The sequence below is a fragment of the Dactylosporangium darangshiense genome, assembly GCF_039537565.1.
GTDB classification, from domain to species: domain Bacteria; phylum Actinomycetota; class Actinomycetes; order Mycobacteriales; family Micromonosporaceae; genus Dactylosporangium; species Dactylosporangium darangshiense.
Map to the genome: position 1 here is coordinate 68048 of NZ_BAABAT010000023.1, position 22055 is coordinate 90102.

The 22055-nt window shown below is 71.9% G+C and carries 22 protein-coding genes; 11 read left to right on the forward strand and 11 right to left on the reverse strand.

Features of this window, described 5'->3' with window-relative positions:
- Genes mmsA through ABD901_RS33910 form a run of 3 tightly spaced genes read right to left on the reverse strand, consistent with a single transcriptional unit; the run spans position 1 to position 3738 of the window.
- The gene (mmsA, locus tag ABD901_RS33900) at positions 1-1485 is read right to left on the reverse strand and encodes a CoA-acylating methylmalonate-semialdehyde dehydrogenase (protein ID WP_345133156.1); all 1485 of its coding nucleotides are present in this window, start codon (positions 1483-1485) and stop codon (positions 1-3) included.
- Positions 1486-1495: 10 nt separating this feature from the next.
- Positions 1496-2905: a dihydropyrimidinase gene (gene hydA, locus ABD901_RS33905; RefSeq protein WP_345133158.1), complete on the reverse strand. Its 1410-nt coding sequence runs from the start codon at positions 2903-2905 to the stop codon at positions 1496-1498.
- Entirely contained in the window at positions 2902-3738 is an 837-nt protein-coding gene (locus ABD901_RS33910) for a nitrilase-related carbon-nitrogen hydrolase (protein ID WP_345133160.1), read from the reverse strand. Before ABD901_RS33910 ends, hydA begins: the two co-directional genes overlap by 4 nt.
- Before the next feature lie 154 nt (positions 3739-3892).
- Between ABD901_RS33910 and ABD901_RS33915 the strand changes: the two genes are divergently transcribed.
- Both ABD901_RS33915 and ABD901_RS33920 read left to right on the forward strand, forming a co-directional pair.
- The gene (locus ABD901_RS33915) at positions 3893-5287 is read left to right on the forward strand and encodes an aminotransferase-like domain-containing protein (RefSeq protein WP_345133162.1); all 1395 of its coding nucleotides are present in this window, start codon (positions 3893-3895) and stop codon (positions 5285-5287) included.
- Between the two features lie 168 nt (positions 5288-5455).
- Positions 5456-6205, forward strand: coding sequence for an SGNH/GDSL hydrolase family protein (locus ABD901_RS33920; protein WP_345133164.1), 750 nt, complete (start codon positions 5456-5458; stop codon positions 6203-6205).
- On the opposite strand, the gene ABD901_RS33925 is transcribed toward ABD901_RS33920, so the two are convergent.
- Entirely contained in the window at positions 6202-7302 is a 1101-nt protein-coding gene (locus ABD901_RS33925) for an acetate/propionate family kinase (RefSeq protein WP_345133166.1), read from the reverse strand. The two genes, ABD901_RS33920 and ABD901_RS33925, sit on opposite strands and share 4 nt — an antisense overlap.
- 18 nt (positions 7303-7320) lie before the next feature.
- On the opposite strand from ABD901_RS33925, the gene pta reads away from it, so the two are divergent.
- Positions 7321-9357, forward strand: a complete 2037-nt coding sequence (gene pta, locus ABD901_RS33930) for a phosphate acetyltransferase (RefSeq protein ID WP_345133168.1) — start codon at positions 7321-7323, stop codon at positions 9355-9357.
- A gap of 35 nt (positions 9358-9392) precedes the next feature.
- Positions 9393-9743, forward strand: a complete 351-nt coding sequence (locus ABD901_RS33935) for a VOC family protein (RefSeq protein WP_345133170.1) — start codon at positions 9393-9395, stop codon at positions 9741-9743.
- Between the two features lie 2 nt (positions 9744-9745).
- On the opposite strand, the gene ABD901_RS33940 is transcribed toward ABD901_RS33935, so the two are convergent.
- Positions 9746-10492, reverse strand: coding sequence for a M23 family metallopeptidase (locus ABD901_RS33940; protein WP_345133172.1), 747 nt, complete (start codon positions 10490-10492; stop codon positions 9746-9748).
- Positions 10493-10943: 451 nt separating this feature from the next.
- Positions 10944-11744 carry a DUF6597 domain-containing transcriptional factor gene (locus ABD901_RS33945; protein ID WP_345133173.1) on the reverse strand — a complete coding sequence of 267 codons (801 nt, stop codon included), beginning with the start codon at positions 11742-11744 and terminating at the stop codon, positions 10944-10946.
- A 72-nt stretch (positions 11745-11816) separates the two neighbouring features.
- Between ABD901_RS33945 and ABD901_RS33950 the strand changes: the two genes are divergently transcribed.
- Positions 11817-12380 (forward strand): TIGR03086 family metal-binding protein, encoded by a 564-nt coding sequence (locus ABD901_RS33950; protein WP_345133175.1) that lies wholly within the window; start codon positions 11817-11819, stop codon positions 12378-12380.
- A gap of 52 nt (positions 12381-12432) precedes the next feature.
- Here ABD901_RS33950 and ABD901_RS33955 read toward each other — a convergent pair whose 3' ends face one another.
- Positions 12433-12978, reverse strand: coding sequence for a MarR family winged helix-turn-helix transcriptional regulator (locus ABD901_RS33955; RefSeq protein WP_345133177.1), 546 nt, complete (start codon positions 12976-12978; stop codon positions 12433-12435).
- Positions 12979-13073: 95 nt separating this feature from the next.
- Here ABD901_RS33955 and ABD901_RS33960 point away from each other — a divergent pair, with 95 nt between their 5' ends.
- Complete coding sequence (locus tag ABD901_RS33960; protein ID WP_345133179.1) at positions 13074-13718, forward strand: FMN-dependent NADH-azoreductase; 645 nt, start codon at positions 13074-13076, stop codon at positions 13716-13718.
- Positions 13719-14442: 724 nt separating this feature from the next.
- Here the strand turns inward: ABD901_RS33960 and ABD901_RS33965 are convergent.
- Positions 14443-14844, reverse strand: a complete 402-nt coding sequence (locus tag ABD901_RS33965) for a MerR family transcriptional regulator (protein WP_345133181.1) — start codon at positions 14842-14844, stop codon at positions 14443-14445.
- A 38-nt stretch (positions 14845-14882) separates the two neighbouring features.
- On the opposite strand from ABD901_RS33965, the gene ABD901_RS33970 reads away from it, so the two are divergent.
- Together ABD901_RS33970 and ABD901_RS33975 are read left to right on the forward strand one after the other, a co-directional pair.
- Positions 14883-15545 (forward strand): sporulation protein, encoded by a 663-nt coding sequence (locus tag ABD901_RS33970; RefSeq protein WP_345133183.1) that lies wholly within the window; start codon positions 14883-14885, stop codon positions 15543-15545.
- A gap of 104 nt (positions 15546-15649) precedes the next feature.
- On the forward strand, positions 15650-16351 hold the full coding sequence (locus ABD901_RS33975) for an FHA domain-containing protein (protein ID WP_345133185.1): 702 nt from the start codon (positions 15650-15652) through the stop codon (positions 16349-16351).
- Positions 16352-16361: 10 nt separating this feature from the next.
- On the opposite strand, the gene ABD901_RS33980 is transcribed toward ABD901_RS33975, so the two are convergent.
- Complete coding sequence (locus ABD901_RS33980; protein WP_345133187.1) at positions 16362-17825, reverse strand: SDR family NAD(P)-dependent oxidoreductase; 1464 nt, start codon at positions 17823-17825, stop codon at positions 16362-16364.
- 148 nt (positions 17826-17973) lie between these two features.
- Complete coding sequence (locus tag ABD901_RS33985; protein ID WP_345133189.1) at positions 17974-19134, reverse strand: MFS transporter; 1161 nt, start codon at positions 19132-19134, stop codon at positions 17974-17976.
- A 379-nt stretch (positions 19135-19513) separates the two neighbouring features.
- On the opposite strand from ABD901_RS33985, the gene ABD901_RS33990 reads away from it, so the two are divergent.
- Together ABD901_RS33990 and ABD901_RS33995 are read left to right on the forward strand one after the other, a co-directional pair.
- The gene (locus ABD901_RS33990) at positions 19514-19945 is read left to right on the forward strand and encodes a hypothetical protein (RefSeq protein ID WP_345133191.1); all 432 of its coding nucleotides are present in this window, start codon (positions 19514-19516) and stop codon (positions 19943-19945) included.
- 4 nt (positions 19946-19949) lie between these two features.
- Positions 19950-20153, forward strand: a complete 204-nt coding sequence (locus ABD901_RS33995; protein WP_345133193.1) for a DUF305 domain-containing protein — start codon at positions 19950-19952, stop codon at positions 20151-20153.
- A 323-nt stretch (positions 20154-20476) separates the two neighbouring features.
- On the opposite strand, the gene ABD901_RS34000 is transcribed toward ABD901_RS33995, so the two are convergent.
- Positions 20477-21130, reverse strand: a complete 654-nt coding sequence (locus tag ABD901_RS34000) for a class I SAM-dependent methyltransferase (protein ID WP_345133195.1) — start codon at positions 21128-21130, stop codon at positions 20477-20479.
- Between the two features lie 68 nt (positions 21131-21198).
- Between ABD901_RS34000 and ABD901_RS34005 the strand changes: the two genes are divergently transcribed.
- Entirely contained in the window at positions 21199-21945 is a 747-nt protein-coding gene (locus ABD901_RS34005; RefSeq protein ID WP_345133197.1) for a phosphotransferase family protein, read from the forward strand.
- Positions 21946-22055: the final 110 nt, after the last annotated feature.

A 22055-nucleotide genomic window follows, 5' to 3' on the forward strand; every position in this document is an offset into this window, starting at 1 on the left:
TCACCGCACCTTCGGGAAGCCGAGGTCGACCTCGGAGGTGGCCGGGTCCGGCCAGCGGGAGGTGACGACCTTGCTGCGCGTGTAGAACTGGATGCCCTCGGGCCCGTACATGTGCAGGTCGCCGAAGAGCGACGACTTCCAGCCGCCGAAGCTGTAGTAGGCGACCGGAACCGGCACGGGGACGTTCACGCCGACCATGCCACAGATGACGTCGTACTGGAACTGCCGGGCGGCGCCGCCGTCGCGGGTGAAGATCGCGGTGCCGTTGCCGTACTCGTTGTCGTTGACGAGCTTCACGGCCTCGTCGTAGGACTCGGCGCGCACGACGGACAGGACGGGGCCGAAGATCTCGTCGGTGTACAGCGGCGAGCCCGGGCTGACCTTGTCGACCAGCGAGGCGCCGAGGAAGAACCCGGGGCCCTGGCTGACCGGCGCGTCGCGCCCGTCGACGACGACCTCGGCGGTGCCGGGGTCGGCGAGGTAGCCGGCCACCCGGTCGCGGTGCTCGCGGGTGATGAGCGGCCCCATCTCGGCGGCCGGGTCGGTGGCCGGTCCGACGGCGATGCGCCCGATGCGCTCGCTGATCGCGGCGACGAGCGGATCGGCGACGGCGCCGACCGCGACGACGACGGAGACGGCCATGCACCGCTCCCCCGCCGAGCCGTAGCCGGCGGAGACGGCGGCGTCGGCGGCCGCGTCGACGTCGGCGTCCGGGAGTACCACCATGTGGTTCTTGGCGCCGCCGAGCGCCTGGACCCGCTTGCCGGCGCGGGTGCCGGCCTCGTAGACGGCCCGGGCGATCGGGGTGGAGCCGACAAAGCTCAGCGCCTGCACGTCGGGGTGGGCGATGAGCCGCTCGACGGCCTCGCGGTCGCCCTGCACGACGTTGAAGCAGCCGTCGGGCAGCCCGGCCTGGCGCAACAGGTCGGCCAGCAGCAGCGAGGCGGACGGGTCCTTCTCGCTGGGCTTGAGCACGAACGTGTTGCCGCACACGAGGGCGTTGCAGAACATCCACATGGGCACCATCGCCGGGAAGTTGAACGGCGTGATGCCGGCGACGACGCCCAGCGGCTGGCGGATGGAGTACACGTCGACGCCGGTGGAGGCCTGCTCGCTGTAGCCGCCCTTGAGCAGGTGCGGGGCTCCGGTGGCGAACTCGATGTTCTCCAGGCCCCGGGCCAGCTCGCCGCCGGCGTCGGCGACGGTCTTGCCGTGCTCGGCGCTCACCAGCGCGGCGATCTCCTTGCGGTTGGCGTCGACGAGCTCGCGGAAGCGGAACATGACCTCGGCCCGGCGCGACAGCGAGGCGGCCCGCCATGCCGGGTAGGCGGCGAGGGCGCTCGCGACGGCGGCGTCGGTCTCGGCGGCGGTGGCCGCGACGACGTACGCCTGCTGCTCGCCGGTGGCCGGGTCCCAGACCGGCAGCTGCCGGCCGCTGGTGCCGGACACGGCCTGACCGTCGAGCCAATGCTTGATCTCACGCATGTTGTTGCCCCTAAACCAGGTAGTCGGACAGGCCTCGGCGGAGGTACTGCCCGTGACCCTTGCGGCCGTGGTAGGCGTCGCCGGAGACGATCACGGTCCCGCGGGAGATGACCGTGTCGACCTTGCCGGCGATCTCGTAGCCCTCCCAGGCCGAGTGGTCCATGTTCATGTGGTGCGTCTCGACGCTGATGCGGGTGCGCGCCGTGGGGTCGTAGAGGACGATGTCGGCGTCGGAGCCGGGCGCGATGACGCCCTTGCGCGGGTACAGCCCGAACATCCGCGCCGGCGTGGTGGCGACGGTCTCCACCCAGCGGGACAGAGACAGCTTGCCGTCCACGACGCCCTGGTACAGCAGGTCGACGCGGTGCTCGACGCTGCCGATGCCGTTGGGGATCTTGGAGAAGTCGCCGATGCCGAGCTCCTTCTGGTCCTTGAAGCAGAAGGGGCAGTGGTCGGTGGAGACCACGGACAGGTCGTTACTGCGCAGGCCGCGCCACAGGTCGGCGCGGTGGCTCTCGTGCTTGCTGCGCAGCGGGGTGGAGCAGACCCACTTGGCGCCCTCGAAGCCGGGCGCGCCGAGCTGGTCCTCGAGGGTGAGGTACAGGTACTGCGGGCAGGTCTCGGCGAACACGTTGCGCCCGAGGTCCCGTGCGGCGGCGACCTGCTCGAGGGCCTTGGACGCGGACAGGTGCACGATGTAGAGCGGGCAGTCGGCGGCGACGCTGGCCAGCCAGATCGCGCGGCTGGTCGCCTCGGCCTCGAGAGCCTCGGGGCGGGTGAGGCCGTGGTGGATCGGGTCGGTCTCGCCGCGCTCGAGCGCCTGCTTGACGAGCACGTCGATGGCGGGGCCGTTCTCCGCGTGCATCATGATCATGGCGCCGTTGTCCCGCGCCTTCTGCATGGCCCGCAGGATCTGCCCGTCGTCGCTGTAGAAGACGCCGGGGTACGCCATGAAGAGCTTGAAGCTGGTGATCCCCTCGTCGGCGACGAGCTGGTCCATGGCCTTGAGCGACTCGTCGTCGACGCCGCCGAGGATCTGGTGGAAGGCGTAGTCGATGTGGCACTCGCCGGCCGCCTTGGCGTGCCACGCGGCCAGGCCGTCCTGCACGACCTCGCCGGTGCGCTGCACGGCGAAGTCGATGATGGTGGTGGTGCCGCCGAACGCCGCCGCCTTGGTGCCGGTGTCGAAGGTGTCGCTGGCGAAGGTGCCGCCGAAGGGCAGCTCCATGTGGGTGTGCGCGTCGACGCCGCCCGGGATCACGTACTTGCCGGTGGCGTCGAGCACCTCGAAGTCGCCCTCGACGGGCCCGTCGCCCGGCATGAAGATCGCGGAGACCTTCTCGCCGATGACGAGCACGTCACCCGGGATCGCGCCCTGCGGCCCGACGACCGTCCCGCCCTTGATCAAAATGCCGGTCACGGCTGCACCAGCTCCCCGTAGGCGTCGGGGCGGCGGTCGCGGTAGAACTGCCAGCGGTCGCGGACGGCGGCCAGCAGGTCCAGGTCGAGGTCGCGGACGATGAGCTCGGGGTTGTGCGCGTCGCCGACCTCGCCGACGAACTTGCCCTCGGGGTCGACGAAGTAGCTGGTGCCGTAGAAGTCGTTGTCGCCGAGGGGCTCGATGCCGGTGCGGTTGATGGCGCCGATGAAGTACTCGTTGGCCACGGCGCTGGCCGGCTGCTCGAGCTGCCAGAGGTAGGCGGACAGGCCGCGGCTGGTCGCCGAAGGGTTGAACACGATCTGCGCGCCGTTGAGGCCGAGCGCTCGCCAGCCCTCCGGGAAGTGCCGGTCGTAGCAGATGTAGACGCCGACCTTGCCCACGGCGGTGTCGAAGACGGGATAGCCGAGGTTGCCGGGGCGGAAGTAGAACTTCTCCCAGAAGCCCTTCACCTGCGGGATGTGGTTCTTGCGGTACTTGCCGAGGTACTTGCCGTCCGCGTCGAGCACGGCGGCGGTGTTGTACAGCACGCCGGGCTGCTCCTGCTCGTACATCGGCAGGACCATCACCATGCCGAGCTCGGCGGCGAGGGCCTGGAAGCGCTCGGTGGTCGGGCCGGGGATCGACTCGGCGTACTCGTAGTAGGCGGAGTCCTGGACCTGGCAGAAGTACGGGCCGTAGAACAGCTCCTGGAAGCAGATCACCCGGGCGCCCTGTGCGGCGGCCTGCCGGGCGTAGTCCTCGTGCGCCTTGATCATCGATTCCTTGTCGCCCGTCCAGTTGGTCTGGACTATGGCGGCCCGGATGACCGTCATGGCTGCCCCTCTCTGGTCGTCCACAAAGGCCGGTTGCGGGGTGTGTCCGGTGGCTTGGGGTGACCTTGTCTTGGGTCGGATGCCGTAGGACACTAACGACACAAATCTAGGCGGACAATGGTCCGACCGTTACAGAATGTTTCGGAGATGTAATTTGCTCGCCCTTATCGCCGGGGCGGTCGACGACCGCAGCGCCCGGGGCATCGCGGCGGCCGTGAGCCGTCTGGTGACCGCGGGGACGCTGCCGGCCGGCACCCGCCTGCCCACCGTCCGCGACGTCGCCCGGGAGCTCGGCATCAGCCCGACGACGGTCAGCGAGGCGTGGCGCAGCCTGGCCCGGGCGGGCGCCATCCAGACCCGCGGGCGCTCCGGCACCTTCGTCGCCGGCCCCTCGGTACCCCGGCAGCGGCTGCGTTATGCCCAGCTCGGGTCTCTGGGAAGCGTCAGCGAGCTGCGCGGAGGCCTGCAGCGCGACTACTCCACCGGCGTGCCGGACTACGACCTGCTGCCGAGCCTGACCGAGGCCCTCAAGCGCATCGGCGACGCCCGCCTGACCACCTCCTACCTCGACGGCGCGGTGCTGCCCCGGCTCGAGGAGGTGCTGCGGGAGCGCTGGCCCTACCCGCCGGAGCGCCTCACCGTCGTCGACGGCGCCATGGACGCCCTCGACCGCGTCACCGGCGTCGTGGTCCGCTTCGGCGACCACGTCCTCGTCGAGGACCCGGCGTTCCCGCCGACCCTGGACCTCCTGGAGACGGTCGGCGCCACCGTCGTCGGCGTGCCGATCGACGAGCACGGCCTGCGCCCCGACGCCCTCGCCGCGGCGCTGGCCACCTGCGAGCCCGTCGCCGTCTACCTGCAGCCGCGCGCGCACAACCCGACCGGCGCGAGCATGACCCAGGCCCGCGCCGACAAGCTCGCCCGCGTCCTGGCCAAACACCCCGGCGTCACCGTGATCGAGGACGACCACGCCGGCGGCATCGCCACCGCCCCGCCGGTGAGCCTCGGCCGCCGCCTGCCGGAGCGGACCGTCCACGTGGTCAGCTTCTCCAAGAGCCACGGCCCCGACCTGCGCCTGGCCGCCATCGGCGGCCCGGACTCGGTCATCACCGCGGTCGCCGACCGGCGCCTGCTCGGCCCCGGCTGGTCGAGCCGCCTGCTGCAGGCCGTCCTGGTGGAGCTGCTCACGGATCCGGCGACGGTACGCCAGGTCGAGCACGCCCGCGACGAGTACGCCCGCCGCCGCACGCTGTTGCTCGACGCCCTCGGCGCCCGCGGCGTGACGGCCACGGGCGCCGACGGCATCAACATCTGGATGTCGGTGGCCAGCCAGCAAGTGGCGATGCTCACCCTCGCGGCGCACGGCATCGCGGTCGCACCGGGCGCCCCGTTTGAGGTGAGCCACCTGGACACCGACCACGTCCGCATCACCGCGGGCCTGGTCAGGGACGATTTCGAGGCCCTGGCCGACATCTTCGCCGAGGCGGCCGGCGCGCCCACGCGCGGCAGCGGCCCCCGCAGCGCCAACCACCCCCGCGGCTGGCGCTGACTGTATTCAAGCTCGCTGCGCTCGCGGTGGGGGAGCTCCGCTCCACCCACACCCGCGCCGTCGCCGGCGCCGCAGCCGCCCTGAACGCCCTTCGTGACGCTCGCGACAGGCCAGGGCCCGGGCCGGGCGGGCTGGCATAGGGTTGCCGGGAACGAAAGGACGGCTCCAGTGCGCTATGTGGCGATCGGCGACAGTTTCACCGAGGGCATGGGCGACGAACGGCCGGACGGCACACCGCGCGGCTGGGCCGACCTCGTCGCCGCCGGGCTGGCCGCGGCACACGGCGGCGACGTGCAGTACGCGAACTTCGCCATCCGCGGGCGCCTGCTCGAGCCGATCGTCACCACCCAGCTCGACGCCGCCCTCGCGCTGACGCCGCTGCCGACCCTGATCACGCTCAACGGCGGCGGCAACGACATGATGCGCCGCGGCTCGGACCTGCACCGGCTCGTCGACCTCACCGAGCGGGCGGTGCTGCGCTGCGCCGACGCTGGCGTGCGCCTCGTCGTGCTCAGCGGCGCCGACCCGTCCGAGCACCTGCCGTTCGGCAAGGTGCTGCGCGAGCGGGCGGCGCAGCTCACCGAGGCCGTCCGCGAGCTGACGCTGCGTCACGACCTGCTGTTCGTCAACTGCTTCGGCGACATCGAGCTGCGCCGCGCCGCCTACTGGTCCGGCGACCGGCTGCACCTCAACGCGCACGGGCACCGGCGGGTCGCCGGGCTGGTGCTGACGGCGCTCGACGCGGCCGGCGAGGACTACCGCGTGCCGGCCGCCGCACCGGCGGGCCGCCGGCTGCTGGCCGAGGCCCGCTACTACCGCGAGCACGTGCTGCCCTGGGTGGCGCGCCGGCTGCGCGGCACGTCGTCGGGCGACGGCCGCGCCGCCAAGTACCCGGACTGGACCGCCGCCGCCGGCTAAAGCAGCGCGGCGGTCTGCTCGGCGATCGAGTACTCCTCGTCGGTGGGCACCACGCACACCGCCACCCGGGCGCCGTCGGGGCTGACGATCGGCTCGTTCGCCGCGTTGCGGGCCTCGTCGACCTCGATCCCCCACGCCTGTAGGCCCGACAGCGACGCCGCGCGCACGGCGGGGGCGTGCTCGCCGACGCCGGCGGTGAACACGATCGCGTCGAGGCGGCCCAGCACGGCGTGGTAGGCGCCGACGTACTTGCGGATGCGGTGGCAGTACACGTCGAAGGCGAGCGCGGCGGCCTCGTCGCCGTCGGCCCGGCGCTGCAGCACGGTACGCATGTCGTTGACGCCCGCGAGGCCGAGCAGGCCGGCGCGGCGCTGCAGGGTGTCGTCGACGGCGGCGAAGTCCATGCCGGCGACCCGGTTGAGGTACGCGCCGACGGCCGGGTCGACGTCACCCGACCGGGTGCCCATGACGAGGCCTTCGAGGGGCGTCATGCCCATCGAGGTGTCGACGCTGCGCCCGCCCTGCACCGCGGTGGCGCTCGCCCCGTTGCCCAGGTGCAGCACGATCAGGTTGAGCTCCTCCAGGGGCCGGCCGAGCAGGGCCGCGGCCCGCCCGGAGACATAGGCGCACGAGGTGCCGTGAAAACCGAAACGCCGGATGTCGTACCGCGCGGCCAGGTCCCGGTCGATCGCATAGGTGGCCGCGGCCGGCGGGATGGTGGCGTGGAACGCGGTGTCGAACACGGCCACGTGCGGCACCGACGGCAGTTTCTCCCGCGCCGCCTCGATGCCGGTGATCCCGCCCGGGTTGTGCAGCGGCGCCAGGGGCACGAGCTTGCGCAGCGCGGCGAGGACCTCGTCGTCGACGATCACCGGCTTCTCGAAGCGGGTACCGCCGTGCACGATGCGGTGCCCGACGGCCTCGATCGGGGCGTCGCCGAGCCCTTCGAGCACCTGTTCGAGGGCGGCGGCGTGGTCGGGGACGCCGCCGGGCTCGCCGATGCGCTCGACGAGGCCGCGCTCGCCGGCCGCCGGGTCGTCGAGGTCCACGACGCGGAACTTCACCGACGAGGAGCCGCTGTTGAGCACCAGGATCATGCCAGGCAGACTACTGCCGTGGCCCGTATCGTGTACCTCGTCGAACTCGGACCGGACTCCGGCAAGTCGGCGGTGGCCCTCGGCCTGGCCGAGCTGCTGTCGCGCAAGGTTCCCGGCATCGGCGTCTTCCGGCCGGTCAACCCCGCCTCCGACGATGTTCTGCTGGAGTTGCTCCGTTCGCGGTACAGCATCCGCGACGAACGCCTGTTCGGCGTGAGCCAGGCCGAGGCGTCGCAGATGCTCGCGGAAGGCCGGGCCGAGGAGCTCGTCGGGCAGATCGTCGAGCGGTTCCGCCCCCTGGCGCACCAGCACGACGCCGTCGTGGCCATAGGCACCGACATCGACGACGACCTGGCGTTCAACGTGCGGCTGGCCAACGAGTTCGGCGCCGTCGTCGTGGCCGTCGTCAACGGCTCCGGCGCTGACGAGGCCGCGCTGGACTCGATGGCCAGGCAGGCGTACCACGCGCTGACCGACCTCGACGCGACCGTCGCCGCCGTGGTGCTCAACCGGACCCCGGAGGCGGTGGCGGCCCCGAAGCTGCCGGTGCCGTGCTTCGTCATCCCCCACGTGCCGACCGTCGCGGCGCCCACCGTCGCCGAGGTCGCCGCGCACCTCGGCGCGAGCGTCGTCACCGCCGGCGCCGACCCGCACACCGCCCTGGGCCGCGACGTGCTCGACTACGTCGTCGGCGCCGCCCAGGTGCCGGCCCTGCTGACCCACCTGACCCCCGACTGCCTGCTCATCACCCCCGGCGACCGCAACGACCTGCTCGTGGCCGCGGGCGCCGCGCACGCGTCGGGCCTGGTGCCCCTCGCCGGGATCGTGCTGACCCTCGGCATCACGCCCGACCCCGCCGCGCTGGCCCTCTTCGAGCGCCTGAACCCGGGGCTGGCCGTGCTCACGGTACCGACGGCGAGCTATGACACCATCGAGTCCTCCACGCGCATGCAGCACCGGCTCTCCCCCGCCAACCCGCGCAAGGTCGAGGCCGCACTGGGCGCGTTCGAGTCCAATGTGGACACCGCGGCGCTGGCCGACGTGCTCGAGCTGACCGCCTCGGCGCGGGTGACGCCGCTGATGTTCGAGTACGACCTCATCGACCGCGCCCGCGCGGACAAGCGGCGGCTGGTGCTGCCCGAGGGTACCGAGGAGAGGATCATCCGCGCCGCGGACATCCTGATCCGCCGGGGCGTGGCCGACCTGACCCTGCTCGGCGACCCGGCCGTCATCCGGGCCAGGGCCCGCGACCTGAGCGTCGACCTGGGCGCCGCCGAGCTCGTCGACCCGGCGACCAGCCCGCTGCGCGAGCGGTTCGCGTCCGTCTACCGGGACCTGCGCGCACACAAGGGCGTGACGCTGGACCTGGCCTACGACGTGGTCGGCGACGTGTCGTACTTCGGCACGCTCATGGTGCAGCTGGGCCACGCCGACGGCATGGTGTCGGGCGCGACCCACACGACGGCGGCGACGATCCGCCCCGCGTTCGAGATCATCAAGACCGTGCCGGGCCTGAGCGTCGCCTCCAGCGTGTTCTTCATGCTGCTGCCCGACCGCGTCCTCGTCTACGGCGACTGCGCCGTCAACCCCGACCCCGACGCCGAGCAGCTGGCCGACATCGCGCTGTCCTCGGCCGACACCGCGGCCCGCTTCGGCGTGACGCCCCGGGTGGCGATGCTGTCGTACTCGACGGGCACCTCCGGCGCCGGCGCCGACGTCACGAAGGTCGCGCAGGCCACCGCGATCGTCCGCTCGCGCCGGCCCGACCTGCCCGTCGAGGGCCCGATCCAGTACGACGCGGCCATCGACCCGGCCGTCGCCGCCACCAAGCTGCCCGGCAGCGCGGTCGCCGGCCAGGCGACGGTGTTCGTGTTCCCCGACCTGAACACGGGCAACAACACGTACAAGGCCGTGCAGCGTTCCGCGGGCGCCGTCGCGGTCGGCCCGGTGATGCAGGGCCTGCGCAAGCCCGTGAACGACCTCTCACGGGGCGCTACGGTCAAGGACATCGTGAACACGGTGGCGATCACGGCGATCCAGGCTCAAGGCTCCTAGCGTTTTTTGTCGTACCGTGGGGGCACGATGGAGACATGATTGCGAGACTCTCCACCGTCGTGCTGGACACCTCGGACCCGCACGGGCTGGCGCGCTTCTACTCCGAGCTGCTCGACCTGCCCATCACGAAGGTCGACGGCGACTGGATCGACATCGGCGACGGATCCGCGCGGATAAGCTTCCAGCTGGCGCCCAACCACATTCCGCCGCAGTGGCCGGACCCCAACTATCCGCAGCAGCTGCACCTGGACATCTGGGTCGACGACATCGACGCCGCCGAGGCCAAGGTGTTGCGGATGGGCGCGCAGCTGCTGTCGTCGAAGGAGTCGGGCTTCCGGGTGTACAGCGACCCCGCCGGCCACCCGTTCTGCCTCGAGCACGACTAGGCTTACGGGTCGACTGTGGCCTTGTCGGGGCAGCCGTTCTTCTTCTGCCAGGCGTCGAGCTCGGCGACGGGCGACTTCTCCTTGCCGGCCTTCCACGCGTCCAGATACGACCAGGGCCAGATGACCCCGCGCCGCGTCCACCAGTCCCCGGTCTTCGCGCACGCCGGCGAGAGCCCGAAGTGGATGTGGCAGGCGCTGGCGTCCCCGGTCCGCCCGACCTTGGCCACCGGCTGCCCGGCCTGCACCTTGGTGCCGGCCTCGATGCCGTCGTTGATCGAGGAGAAGTGCGACATGTAGTACCGCGCACCGTCGTTGCCGAGAATCGACACCGACAGCCCCCCGCGCGACGACCCTTCGTTCACCTTGGCCGTCCACGTGTCGACCTTGGTGACCTCGAGCACCGTCCCGTCGACGGGCGAGAGCGCGTTGAGCCCGCAGTTGGCAATGATGTCGCTGGCCGGGTAGTCGTGATGGTCGTGCGAGTACGACCCCTTGCCCTGCAGCGGGAACGCATGCTTGGCGGTGCCGGCACCCGGCGCCCCGCTGGCGGCGTTGCCCCCGTTCGACGGCGCGAGCCCGGCGTTCGCCCCCGGCGGCGCGGAGCCGTCGCCGACCTGCCGCCCCTGTGACTCCTGGGCGACGGGCGCCTGATCGGCCGTGCCGGCGTCGTCCCCGCCCCCACAGCCGGCTGTGCCAAGGGCGACCACGAGCGCCAACCCGGCGGCAAGACTCACACGCAGCGCAGACATCGCCCGCCACCCTACGCGCCGCCGTGTCGCCGCCCAAGCCGCCGCCGCCCGCCCCACCCGGTCGGTCCCCACATCCTGACCGATCGACGCCTCGCTCCGCCTCCGCCCGGCACCGCGCCCTTCCCCGTCCCATGCTCCCGCGGCCCGCCCTCGCTTTCCCGCCCCACGCTCTCGCGCCCTTCCCCGCCCCGCGCTGCCGCGCCCTTCGCCGCCCCGCGTTCCCGCGCCCTTCGTCGCCCCGCCTTCCCGCGCCCGGCCCCACCCCGCGCCGCGTTCCCAGCGCCCGGCGCCGCCACGCGTTCCCTCGCCCGGCGCCGCCCCGCGCTGCCGCGGCCGGCCCTCGCTGTCCCGCTCTCGCCGCCGCACGCCCGACCCTCATTCTGTCTCCGCACCCTGCCTCGCGTTCCCGTCCGCCTCCGCGTTTGGCCACCCGGCGCGGCGTCCGCGCGCCTCAGTAGCGGGCCGCGTAGCTCGTCGGGGGTTCGCCGAACATGGCGGTGAAGTCGCGGATCAGGTGGGCCTGGTCGGCGTAGCCCAGTTCGAACGCCAGGCCGGCCCAGTCGATCGGCTCGCGGCGCGCCATGCGCTCGGTGATCTCGTGCAGGCGGAAGCGGCGGATCACCCATTTCGGACTCACCCCGGCGTGTTCGGCGAAGAGGCGTTGGAGGCGGCGGGCGGGGACGCCGTACCTGGCGGTGAGGTGGTCGACCCGGCGGAGTTCGGGGGTCGCGGCGATGTCGGCCAACCACGCCGCCACCTCGTCGCCGATCGGGTCGGGCGGCGGGAGGCGCTCACGGAGGAACCGCTCGACCTCGGTCGCCATCGCCGCCACGACCGTCGGGGGGTCCGGGGTCTCGCGCAGCGGGGCGGCGTTCAGCCGCGGGAGGGAGTCGCCGAACACCGCGGCGGCGGGCACGGCGCGGTCGGTGATCGACTCGACGGGCGAGGCCAGGAAGCGGCGGAAGATGCCGGGGCGGAAGGTCACGCCGAAGACCGCGCCCAGGCCGGACAGGGTGCGGCGGACGCGGCCGCGGGAGGCGCCGCGGACCATCGGCGGAGCGTCGGTGGAGAAAGTGAGCTGCACGCTGGGGTACGGGACGATCAGCTGTGCGTAGTCGGGTTCGCCGCGCAGGTCCCAGCGGGCCCACCAGTACCGTGCGACGAGGGGCGCCAGGTCTTCTGTGGCGGGGGCGAAGCCGTGGCTCTGGAAGCGTGACCACGCCCCGGCCAGTTCGCGGCTGTCGCGCATCATGGGTCATCCTGCCAGGCACTGTGTCGCGTTTGTTCAAGACTCGTGGGGTACCACTGCGGGATCTTCGACGGCATGGAGAAGCACTTGTTGCTGCGCGAAGCGGCGCTCGGGATGCTCGCGGTCGTGGACCGGGTCGGCGCCGGGGACCTGGGGGCGCCGACGCCCTGCGCGGGGTGGGACGTGGCGGCGCTGCGGGGGCACCTGCTGGAGTGGGGGCCGGCGCTGGAGGGCGCGGCGCGCAAGGAGAGCGTGCCGCCGGGCGCGGCGTACGACTCGCTGCGCGAGCAGGTCACGCGGCTGGCGGAGGCGTGGGGGGAGCCGGCGGCGTGGGCCGGCACGACGCGGATGGCGACGGTGGAGCTGCCGGCCGAGGTGGTCGGCGGGATGGTGCTCGGCGAGTTCGTGCTGCACGGCTGGGACCTGGCCCGCGCGCTCGGGCTGCCGGTCACGTGGGACGACGAGGTGCTGCGCCTGTTGTACGCCGAGGTCGCCCGCTCCGCCGATCAGGGGCGCTCGATGGGGGTGTACGCCGCGGAGGTGCCCGTCCCGTCCGGCGCCTCGCTGCTGGCGCGCACGCTCGGGCTGAGCGGCCGCGACCCGGACTGGACTCCGTCGTCGCTCAGCCGCTCGTCGTAATGCGCCGTCCGGTCCGCGTGCCCGGCTCGTCGTAGTCCGGTCAGGCCCCGGGTCAGGTGCCGTTGCGGCGGCGCCTGGTCCGCGTGGCGGGCTCGACGCCGAGGGCCTCGATCGCGGTGCATGTGTTCTCGAGCGGGTCGTGCTCGTCGAGCGCGACGGCGACGGTGCGCAGCATCGAGCGGAACGCGGCGCGATCGTCCTCCGGCAGCGAGCCGAGCACCCGGTCCTCGACGTGGCGGAGCTTGCGCTGCAGCTCGCAGAGAGTCGCGCGGCCGGCCTCGGTGGCGATGATGCGGCGGGCGCGGCGGTCGGCGGGGTCGGGCTGCCGCTCGATGACGCCGGCCTTCTCGAGGTCGTCGAGCAGGTACGTCATGACGGTCCGGTCGATGCCCAGCTTGTTGGCCAGGGCGAGCTGCGTGCACGGGGTGCCGTCGACGGCGGAGGTCAGCACCTGGTAGCCGCGCGGCCCGCCGGGCACGTCGGCGATGACCGACTGGGCGCCTTTCGCGTAACCACGCAGGAGCACGCCCAGCGCCCAGCCCAGGTCCGACTGGAGGTCGACGTGGGGGTGAGCCGGGCTCTCCGGCGCCTGTGTCATGCAGCAATGATAGACAGCTCACTCACGCTTGCCGACAGATGTTCTGTGGAGCAGACTTTCTGTGTTGCCACTGGACTTCGTGGAGGTACCGCGACATGCATCTCTTCCGTCTCGACGCGAGCATCCGGACCGCCGGATCGGTCAGCCGCGCGCTGGCCGACACCGCCGAGAACGCCTGGCTCGCCGAGCACCCCGGCGCGAGCGTGACCCGGCGCGACCTGGGCCGGGACCCGCTGCCGTCCGACCTGTGGGCGAAGGGCGCCCGCGCAGTGGTCGACCCGACCGCCCCGCCGTCGCCGGACACCGCGGCCCTGGTCGAGCGCCTCGCGAGCGAGCTGGTCGAGGCGGACGCGTTCGTGTTCGCGGTGCCGCTGTACAACTGGGGCGTCCCGTCCCACGTGAAGACCTGGCTCGACCTGCTCATGCTGGACAAGCGCTTCGGCTCCGGCGGCGACCAGCCCATCACGGGCCGCCCGGCGGTTCTCGCTCTCAGCCGCGGCGGCGGGTACGGCCCCGGCACCCCGCGGGAGGGCTGGGACCACGCGAGCCCGTACCTGCGGCGCATCCTCGGCGACGTCTTCGGCCTCGACCTGCACGTCGCCGAGGCGGAGCTCACGCTGGCCGAGGTGACCCCGGCGATGGCCCCGCTGCGCGGCCTGGCGGCGGACCTGCTGAAGACCGGCCACGAGCACGCCGAGGCACACGGCCGCCGCCTGGCCACTCTGACCCAGGCCGCCTGACCGGCATTTTCTCTCCACGATCACGCGAAAACGCGGGGGACAATCCGGACATCCGCATCATGGTGGAGACATAATGTACTCATAGGTACGTTTTCTCTCCACGATCACGGCAATGTCCGATCTCGAGCCGTCGTTTTCGCATGATCGTGGAAACAAAACGTCGCGCGGGAACTCGGTTCGCGAGGGATGTTCTGCACGAAATATCCAGACGCTGGCGCGTCCGAATATTTCGGACTTATGCCCTGCCGGGGTATAAATCCGATAAGTCATGACGCGCGAGCGTCGTGACTTATCGGTACTCGCACGTCATTTGCGCACCGCCGGCGACCATCCGCACACCGCAGAACTCGCCCGCGCACCGCAGGTGAGCACCCGCGAGTGCCGCAGAACTCCCCCGCGCGCCGCCGGGGACCATGCGCACAGCAGAACTCCGCGCGCACCGCGGGCGAGGGCCTGCGCGCCGCAGAACTCCTCCGCGGACCCCGTGCCAGCTCCGCGCGCACCACAGACGGATCTCGCGAGCTTCGCGGACGAGCCGCGTGAGATTCGAGAAGCCGACACCCCGGCCGCCTCGGCCTCGGCGGGCCGCAGCGCCCCGCGCACCGTCCCCGCGGACGAGCCGCGAGAGAAGCGAGAAGCCGGCACCCCGGCCGCCCCTGGCCGCCCGCAGCGCCCGACGCTCCCCCGCCCGCGAACGAGGCACGGGAGAAGCGAGAGGGGCGAGTCAGCCGCCCAGATTGGGCAGGTTGTTGGTCAGTTCGATCGCCGTGTGGATCAGCGACTGCAGCCGGGCCGTCAGCGCCAGCAACAGCTGGTGCGCCGCCGGGCCCGCGTGCACGGCGGCCTCGCGCAGCGTCTCGAGATCGCCCTGGACCTGGCTCAGCTGGCCGGGCAGGTCGCCGGCGCCGCGCTCCAGGGCCTCGGCCATGTCGGCCAGGCTCACGCCGTTGGCCTCGAGGACCTTGATGGCGGCAATGCGCTCGATGCACGAAGCGTCGTACAGCCGGAAGTTGCCGGCCGTGCGCTGCGCCGACTCAATCAGGCCGAGGCCCGTGTAGAAGTCGACGGTGCGGGTCGACACGCCAGCTAGGTTGGCGAGCTCCCCGATCCGCAGCAATCTTGACACGATCCAACCCTACAGTGCCGCGTGCTAGTGTGCCCGCCATGGTTTTCAGGAGCCTGCGCCGCCGCATGGGCGTGGGCGGGCCGGCCGTCGACACGGTACTAGACAATCCTGTGACCCGCCCCGGGGACGCGCTGTCGGGAGCGGTGTGTCTCATCGGCGGCGAGCGCGACGTCGAGATCGAGCGGATCGTGCTGACGCTGGTGACGAGGGAGGGCGCGAGCACCGCGGAGCTCGCGAAATTGGAAATCGAGAACCGTTTCCGGCTGGGGGCCGGCGAGCTGCACGAGGTACCGCTGCGGCTGCAGATCCCACTGCGGACGCCGGTCACGCACGTCTACGGTGAGCGGGTTCCCGGGCTGGCGGTCGGGGTTCGCACCGACCTCGAGGTCGCGTTCGCGGCCGATCCCGAGGACATGGACCCGGTGGCCGTGCACCCGCTGCCCGCCGAGGCGGCCGTGCTGGAGGCGCTGCGCGAGCTGGGGTTCCGGCTGAAGTCCGCCGACGTGTCGCAGACGTTCGAATTCTGGACGGCGCCGCAGTACCAGGACATCGCCACCGAAATCGCTGTCGGCTTCGTGACCAGGGCCGACGAGCTCGAGCTCGTGCTCGACGGGCGGGCCCGCACGCACCATGACCGGCGCGAACACGTCGACTGGACGGCCGAGGTCGACCGGCTTATGCGACAGATAGGGCACAACTGACGATTGAGGTCCACCTGACCGGGCCAGGGCGTCGATCGGTCGACACGGTACCGTTAGCGGCACAGGGGTTGACAGCAGTTGACGACGGACGCAGGAGGCGGGGCATGCGAGAGCTCGTCGTGGTGGGTGTGCGGGCGCAGACCTGGCAGAGCCGTCCCGTAGTCCTGCTGAAGGAGGAGGCCTCCGGCCGGCACCTGCAGCTGCCCGTCGAGGGCGGCCCCCGCAGCATGGACGAGCCGATCAGTGCCGAGCTGTTCCAGCGCGCGCTGACCGCGCTGCGGGCGCCGCTGCGGGCCGTCGAGGTCGTCGCCGCACACGGGCCGTTCCAGCTCGTGCTCGGTGAGGGCATCCGCGTGCCGGCCGCGCCGCTGGAGGCGATCGGGCTGGCCCGGCACTGGGGCGTGCCGATCGTCACGACCGAGGAGCTGCTCAACTCGGCCGCGGTCGCCGCGCCCGAGGGGCCGACGCAGCCGCTCGACCTGACCGCGCACATGGAGAAGCTGCCGTCGGGGCGCGCCACCCTGCTGATCCGCAAGGGCGCGGAGGCCGGCGCCGAGTTCGCGCTCGACGGCGACGTGGTGCGCTGCGGCCGCGACTCGGCCAACCAGATCGTCCTCGACGACAACACCGTGTCGCGCAAGCACGTCGAGTTCCACCGCAACAGCGGCGGGGTCGGCTACTCGATGCTCGACCTGGGCAGCCTCAACGGCACCTATGTCAACGGCGAGCGGGTCAAGAGCGCCAACCTCACCGACGGCGACGAGGTCCAGGTGGGCAAGTTCATGCTGCAGTACAAGCTGCGCTGACCCTGCCCCCTCACCAGTTCGACGGCTCGTAGTCCTTCAGGAAGCAGCCGTAGAGGTCCTCGCCGCGCTCGCCGCGCACGATCGGGTCGTAGACGCGCGCCGCGCCGTCGGCGAGGTCCAGCGGAGCGTGGAAGCCCTCCTCGTGCAGCCGCATCTTCGTCGGGTGCGGCCGCTCGTCGGTGATCCAGCCGGTGTCGACCGCGGTCATCAGGATGCCGTCGGAGAGCATCTCCTCGGCGCTGGTGCGCGTCAGCATGTTCAGCGCCGCCTTCGCCATGTTGGTGTGCGGGTGGCCGGGCCCCTTGTACCGCCGGCTGAACTGCCCCTCCATCGCCGAGACGTTCACCACGTACTTGCGCCGCGCCGGCGAGGCCGCCAGCGCCGTGCGCAGCCGGCTCACGAGGATGAACGGCGCCGTCACGTTGCACAGCTGCACCTCGAGCAGCTCCAGCGGGTCGACCTCCTCGACCGTCTGCACCCAGCTGTTGGAGTCGGCCAGGTCCGGCACGAGCCCGCCCGCGTCGATCGCGCTCAGCGCCGCGATCTTCTCCGGCGTCGTGTTGCGGCTGGTCAGCGCGAGCGCCGTGAGCGCGTCCGGCGGGATCAGCGTCGGCGCCACACCCGCCTCCAGGGTCAGCTCCGCGTGCGGGTCGGCCTTGTGGAACGTGACCACGTCCGGCATCGGCCCGTCGAGCATCAGCGGCGCGGACTCGGCCGCCACCAGGTGCGAGTACGACCCGGCGGTGCGCTTCACCGTCTGCGCCGCGTTGTTGATAAGAATGTCCAGCGACCCCTGCCCCGCCACGTCGTCGGCGAGCGCCGCCACCTGGGCCGGGTCGCGCAGGTCGATGCCGACGATGCGCAGCCGGTGCAGCCAGTCGCCGCTGTCGGGCATGGCGGCGAAGCGCCGCACGGCGTCGTTCGGGAACCGCGTCGTGATCGTCGTGTGTGCGCCGTCGCGCAGCAGCCGCAGCGCGATGTACATGCCGATCTTCGCCCGCCCGCCGGTCAGCAGCGCCCGCCGCCCCGTCAGGTCGGTGCGCTGGTCGCGCCGCTCGCGGTTGAGCCTGGCGCACGACGGGCACAGCTGGTGGTAGAACGCGTCCACGTCGACGTACCGCGTCTTGCACGTGTAGCACGACCGGGCCCGCAGCAGCTTCCCCGCGCTCGCCCCGATCGTCGGCGACACCAGCGCGATGCCCTGCGTCTCGTCGTCGATGCGCCCCGGCGCGCCGGTCGCCGTCATCGCGGTGACCTGCCGGTCCGCCTCCGTGACCGCCGCCCGTCGCTCGCTGCGCCGCTGCCGCTTGACGGTCTTGTACAGGTGCGAGGTGGCCCGCCGCACCAACTGCACGTCGGGGTGGTCGGGCGGCAGCTGCGACAGCTCGTCGAACACGGCAAGGCAGATCGCCAGCCGCTCGGGGTCGACGCCGGGCCCGAAGTCAGTGGAGGGGGTGAGGTCGTGCGGGGTCACGCAGGAACTGTACGCACCGCCCCCGCCACCGCACCAAACCGAAAACGGGCCGGCAATTTCCATGACTCGGACCGCGTCACTTGCAGACCGTTGTTCCCACCAGACACCGCTGCGGGCCTGGCGGCCCTCCGCTGCCAGGCCCGCGGTGTCAAGATTGAAAAGCGCGAACCTGCCGGGCGACCGGGCGCAGCCACGGCACAGCGAGCAGGATCACAACCGGCGGCAGGACGAAGCCCGCCCGCGTCGAGGCGAACGAATCCAGGATCGCCCCGGCCAGCGCCGCACCCGCCGCCGCCCCGACCGAGAACGCCGTGGCAACCCAGGCGAACGCCTCCGCCGCCGTCCCCGCCGGCGCGACCCGGTCGACCGTCAGGAACGTGGCCGCGAGCAGCGGCGGCAGGCAGAACCCGCACAGGATCGCCAGCGGCACCATGAGCAGCGCCGACGCCGGCGTGAGCAGCAGCGGCAGGTACCCGAGCCCGAGCAGCAGCCCCAGCAACGGCAGCCGCCGCCCGTCGACCTTCAGCCGCGTGTTCACCAGCCCGCCGATGAGCGCACCGACCGCCTGCGCGGCCAGCAGCCAGCTCGACCAGGACCGGTGCCCGACCGTCTCGGCGTAGTCCAGCAGCGCCACCGGCAGGCTGCCGACCCCGGCGCCGACGAGGACGACCGCCGTCAGCATCAGCCGCAGCGACCCCGAGCGCAGCGCGCCCGCCCAGTGCCGCTCCGCCGCCTCGCCCCGCCAGCCGCGCACCACCGGCGTTGTGACGAACCACACTGTCCCGAGCAGCTGCAGCCCCGCCGTCGCGTACACGCCGGCGACCCCGCCGCCGATCGCCACCGCCGCGCCGGCCACCAGCGGCCCGAGGATGAAGATGAGCTCCTGCACGGCGATGTCGAGGGTGTACGCCGTCGGCACCTCCTCCTCGGCCAGCAGGTCCCGCCACAGCACCCGCAGGCCCGCCTCGAACGGCGGCGCGCCCAGGCCCGCCAGGAGCACGGCCAGCAGGGCGGCCCACAAGGGTACACCCTGGGCAAGCACCACGAAACCCGCCGTGGACACGGCGGCGCCGAAGAGCATCACCGGCGGCTGCCGCAGCCGGTCCGCGATGCGCGCCAGGACCGGCCCGCCGACGGCGAGACCGGCCGTGTACACGCCCACGAGCAGCCCCGCCGCCCCGATCGACAGGCTCTCCCGCGCGTACAGCAACAGGGCCACCGGCGCCGCGCCGAGCGGCAACCGCCCGAGGGTGCTGGCGGCGAGCACGCGGGCGACCTGCGCGGCGCGCAGCACTGCGGTGACCGACATGGTCGTGATCATGCCACGCCCACCGGGGCAGGGACTTTGTGTGATCGATTCACGGATGCCTGACCTGGGCGTACTTGGGTGTCCGGGCCGGGTCCGCCTCCGCAACACCGCGATCGGGTTCCACCGCACAACGGCGAACCCAACATCGCCCGAGCCACCAGACGCGCCAACCGCCGCCCCAGCGACCTGATCGAGGCCGTGACCAGCAGCTACCCGACCGTGCAATGACCCTGCCTTCGAGCACGGCAGTTTCGGCCACAGAGCGCCACGCGGCTGCGGTCCCGTGCATACCTCGTTGAAGGCGTGAAGTTCAATCGTTGCCATGACGAATCGGGGGCGTCGCCGGGGAACACGGGTGGCTGGGTTCACGGTGGGCGTCATGCTGGCCGGGACCGCGCTCGCCGTTGCGGTGGTGGCCGGGTGGAACACGGTGCGCAAGCACTCGGACTGTCGATATCAGGCGCAACAGACCGCCGACCACAACATCACGCAGACGCTGGCGAGTCTGGCGACGCAAGCCGGTGCCGTGGAATCGCGCGACGGTGTCAACACACAGCTGGACTATGTTGCGTCGGCCATCAGCAGCAAGGGCGGCGTGGTGTACGGGCGGACGGTCAGCCGATCCCACCAGGAAGGCACGCTCGACGTCACGTTTGTCGTGCGTGACAACGGTGGCGGGTTGTGCTCGTCAACAGGCGACGTGCACACATGTGCGCAGTTCCATTTCCGGAAGGTCAGCGCCGTGTACAGCGACGTCACACTCAAAGCCGTGGATTGCCCGCCCGATCTGCGCCCCTCACCGTCACGATGACCGCGTGCGGCCGGCCGGCGGTCGACCCCGCGCAGGCGCCGCCCGCCACCGAGGGCATCCGGCTCTGCATGCCGCACACGGCGGCCGCCCCGCAACCGGCCCCGAGGAGATCAAGGCCCTGCAGGACGCACCGGGCCAGGACTTCGGGACGAAGTTCCTGAACCTGCTCATCGCGCACCAGCACAACGCGGTCGAACTGGCCCAGTAGCTCTCCACGACCGGCCGGAACGAGACGGTGCAGCAGTTCGCCGAGCGTATCGAGCTCTCCCGCACGCAGCAGATCAAGCAGATGCTGACACTGGCCGGCGCCTGACATGTTCGGACCACCCGGATCGGGGGCATCACTGTCCTCGGTCCGGTCACATGTCAGGAGGTCCGCGTCATGTCCACCACAGCATCCGAGGCCATGAGCCGCTGCCCTGTGTGCGGCGCCCGCGTCCACGTCAACGCCGGCTCCGCGACCCCACCCCACCAGCCCGACGGCAGCGCCCCGGGCACCGCCCAGTGCGAGGGCACTGGCAAGCCGTCGCGTTAGTCCCCGGTCGGCCAGACGAAGTCCTTGAACCCCGGCTCGAACGCCACGACGGGCAGCCGATACGCCCGGCACCGGCTGTCCGCTAGCCGCTCGAGGCGCTCCCACCCGAGGTTGTGCTCGTAGTACCGCACCGCGGCCCGCACCGACGCGGCCCAGTAGTCATCGACGACCACGATCCCGCCCGGCCGGACAATCTTGCGCAGGTAGTACAGGTCGAGAAACACCTCGTGAAACCGATGACTCCCGTCGACGAACCCCGCATCGACCACGACGTCCTGGGCGACGAGCCGCGGCAATGCAACGGACGAGGGCACCCGCATGAGCGTCACCAGGTGCTCGAGCCCACCCTCGACGAGCATCTCCCACCCGACATCATCGAACGCAGCACCCTGCAGCGGATCGACGACGTAGTGCCGCTCTCCCCCGGTGCGCACGAGCGCTTCCCCGATGGCCAGCGCCGAACTGCCGTACGCGAGCCCGACCTCCACCACCGACCGCACCCCTTCGTCGACGAAGAGGTCGCGGACGAGATCGCACTCCCGCCGCGGCAACGTCACCGTCTCGAAGTCCCCGGTGCCCCGACTCCGCGGCGGCCCTTCTTGGCCGAGCCTCTCCCGCACCCGCTGCACCCGCGCCAACTCCCCACCCATAACGCCAGTCTCCCGTGCCCCGGTCGCGGGCGATAAACCAGGTGACGCCGGTGTGCAGCCTCGCGACAATGGCCGACGTGGATGAGGTCGAGGTCGTCGTCGCCCATAACGAGCGCGCGACCCTGCGCGTCGGCGACGTGTTCCTGAAGATCGACGCCGATCAGGCGCGCATCGACGTCGAGGTCGAGGCGATGGCCATGGCGCCGATCCCGACCCCGGAGGTTCTGTGGCGCAAGCCGCCCGTGCTCGCGCTCGCCGCTGTCCCAGGCACGGCGCTCGGCCGCCTCGGCGAGCCGTCGGCCGCGTCGCCGGCGGCGTGGTCCGCGGCGGGTGCCGCCGTGCGGATGCTGCACGACGCGCCGCTGCCGCCGTGGCCCGGCCGGAGCCTCGACGAGATCGCATCGCGCCTCGACGTCGAATGCGAATGGCTCGTCACGAACGGCGTCCTTCCCACCGACCTGGTCACGCGCAACCGCCGGATCGCCGAGGCGGCCCTCCGGCCGTGCACGCCGGTGTTCACGCACGGCGACCTGCAGATCACCCACGTGTTCATCGACGGTGACGAGGTCACCGGCGTGATCGACTGGTCCGAGGCGAGCCGCGGCGACGCCCTGTTCGACCTCGCCACCTTGACGCTCGGACACGAGGAGCACCTCGGCGACGTCGTCGCCGGCTACGGCACGGACGTCGACCTCGACGTGATCCGCGCGTGGTGGTCGTTGCGAAGCCTGCTGGCGGTCCGCTGGCTGGTCGAGCACGGCTTCGACCCGTCCTCGCCGGGCTGCGAGGTCGACGTGCTGAGAGCCCGGATGTGAGGCCGCACACGCCCGACGGCTACGAGTAGTCCACAGGCAGGCAAAGACGCCCGCCGAGCGAGGGTGGGTGCGGGGTGAAACCGCGGATCACCCGTTTCATAACGGGCCTC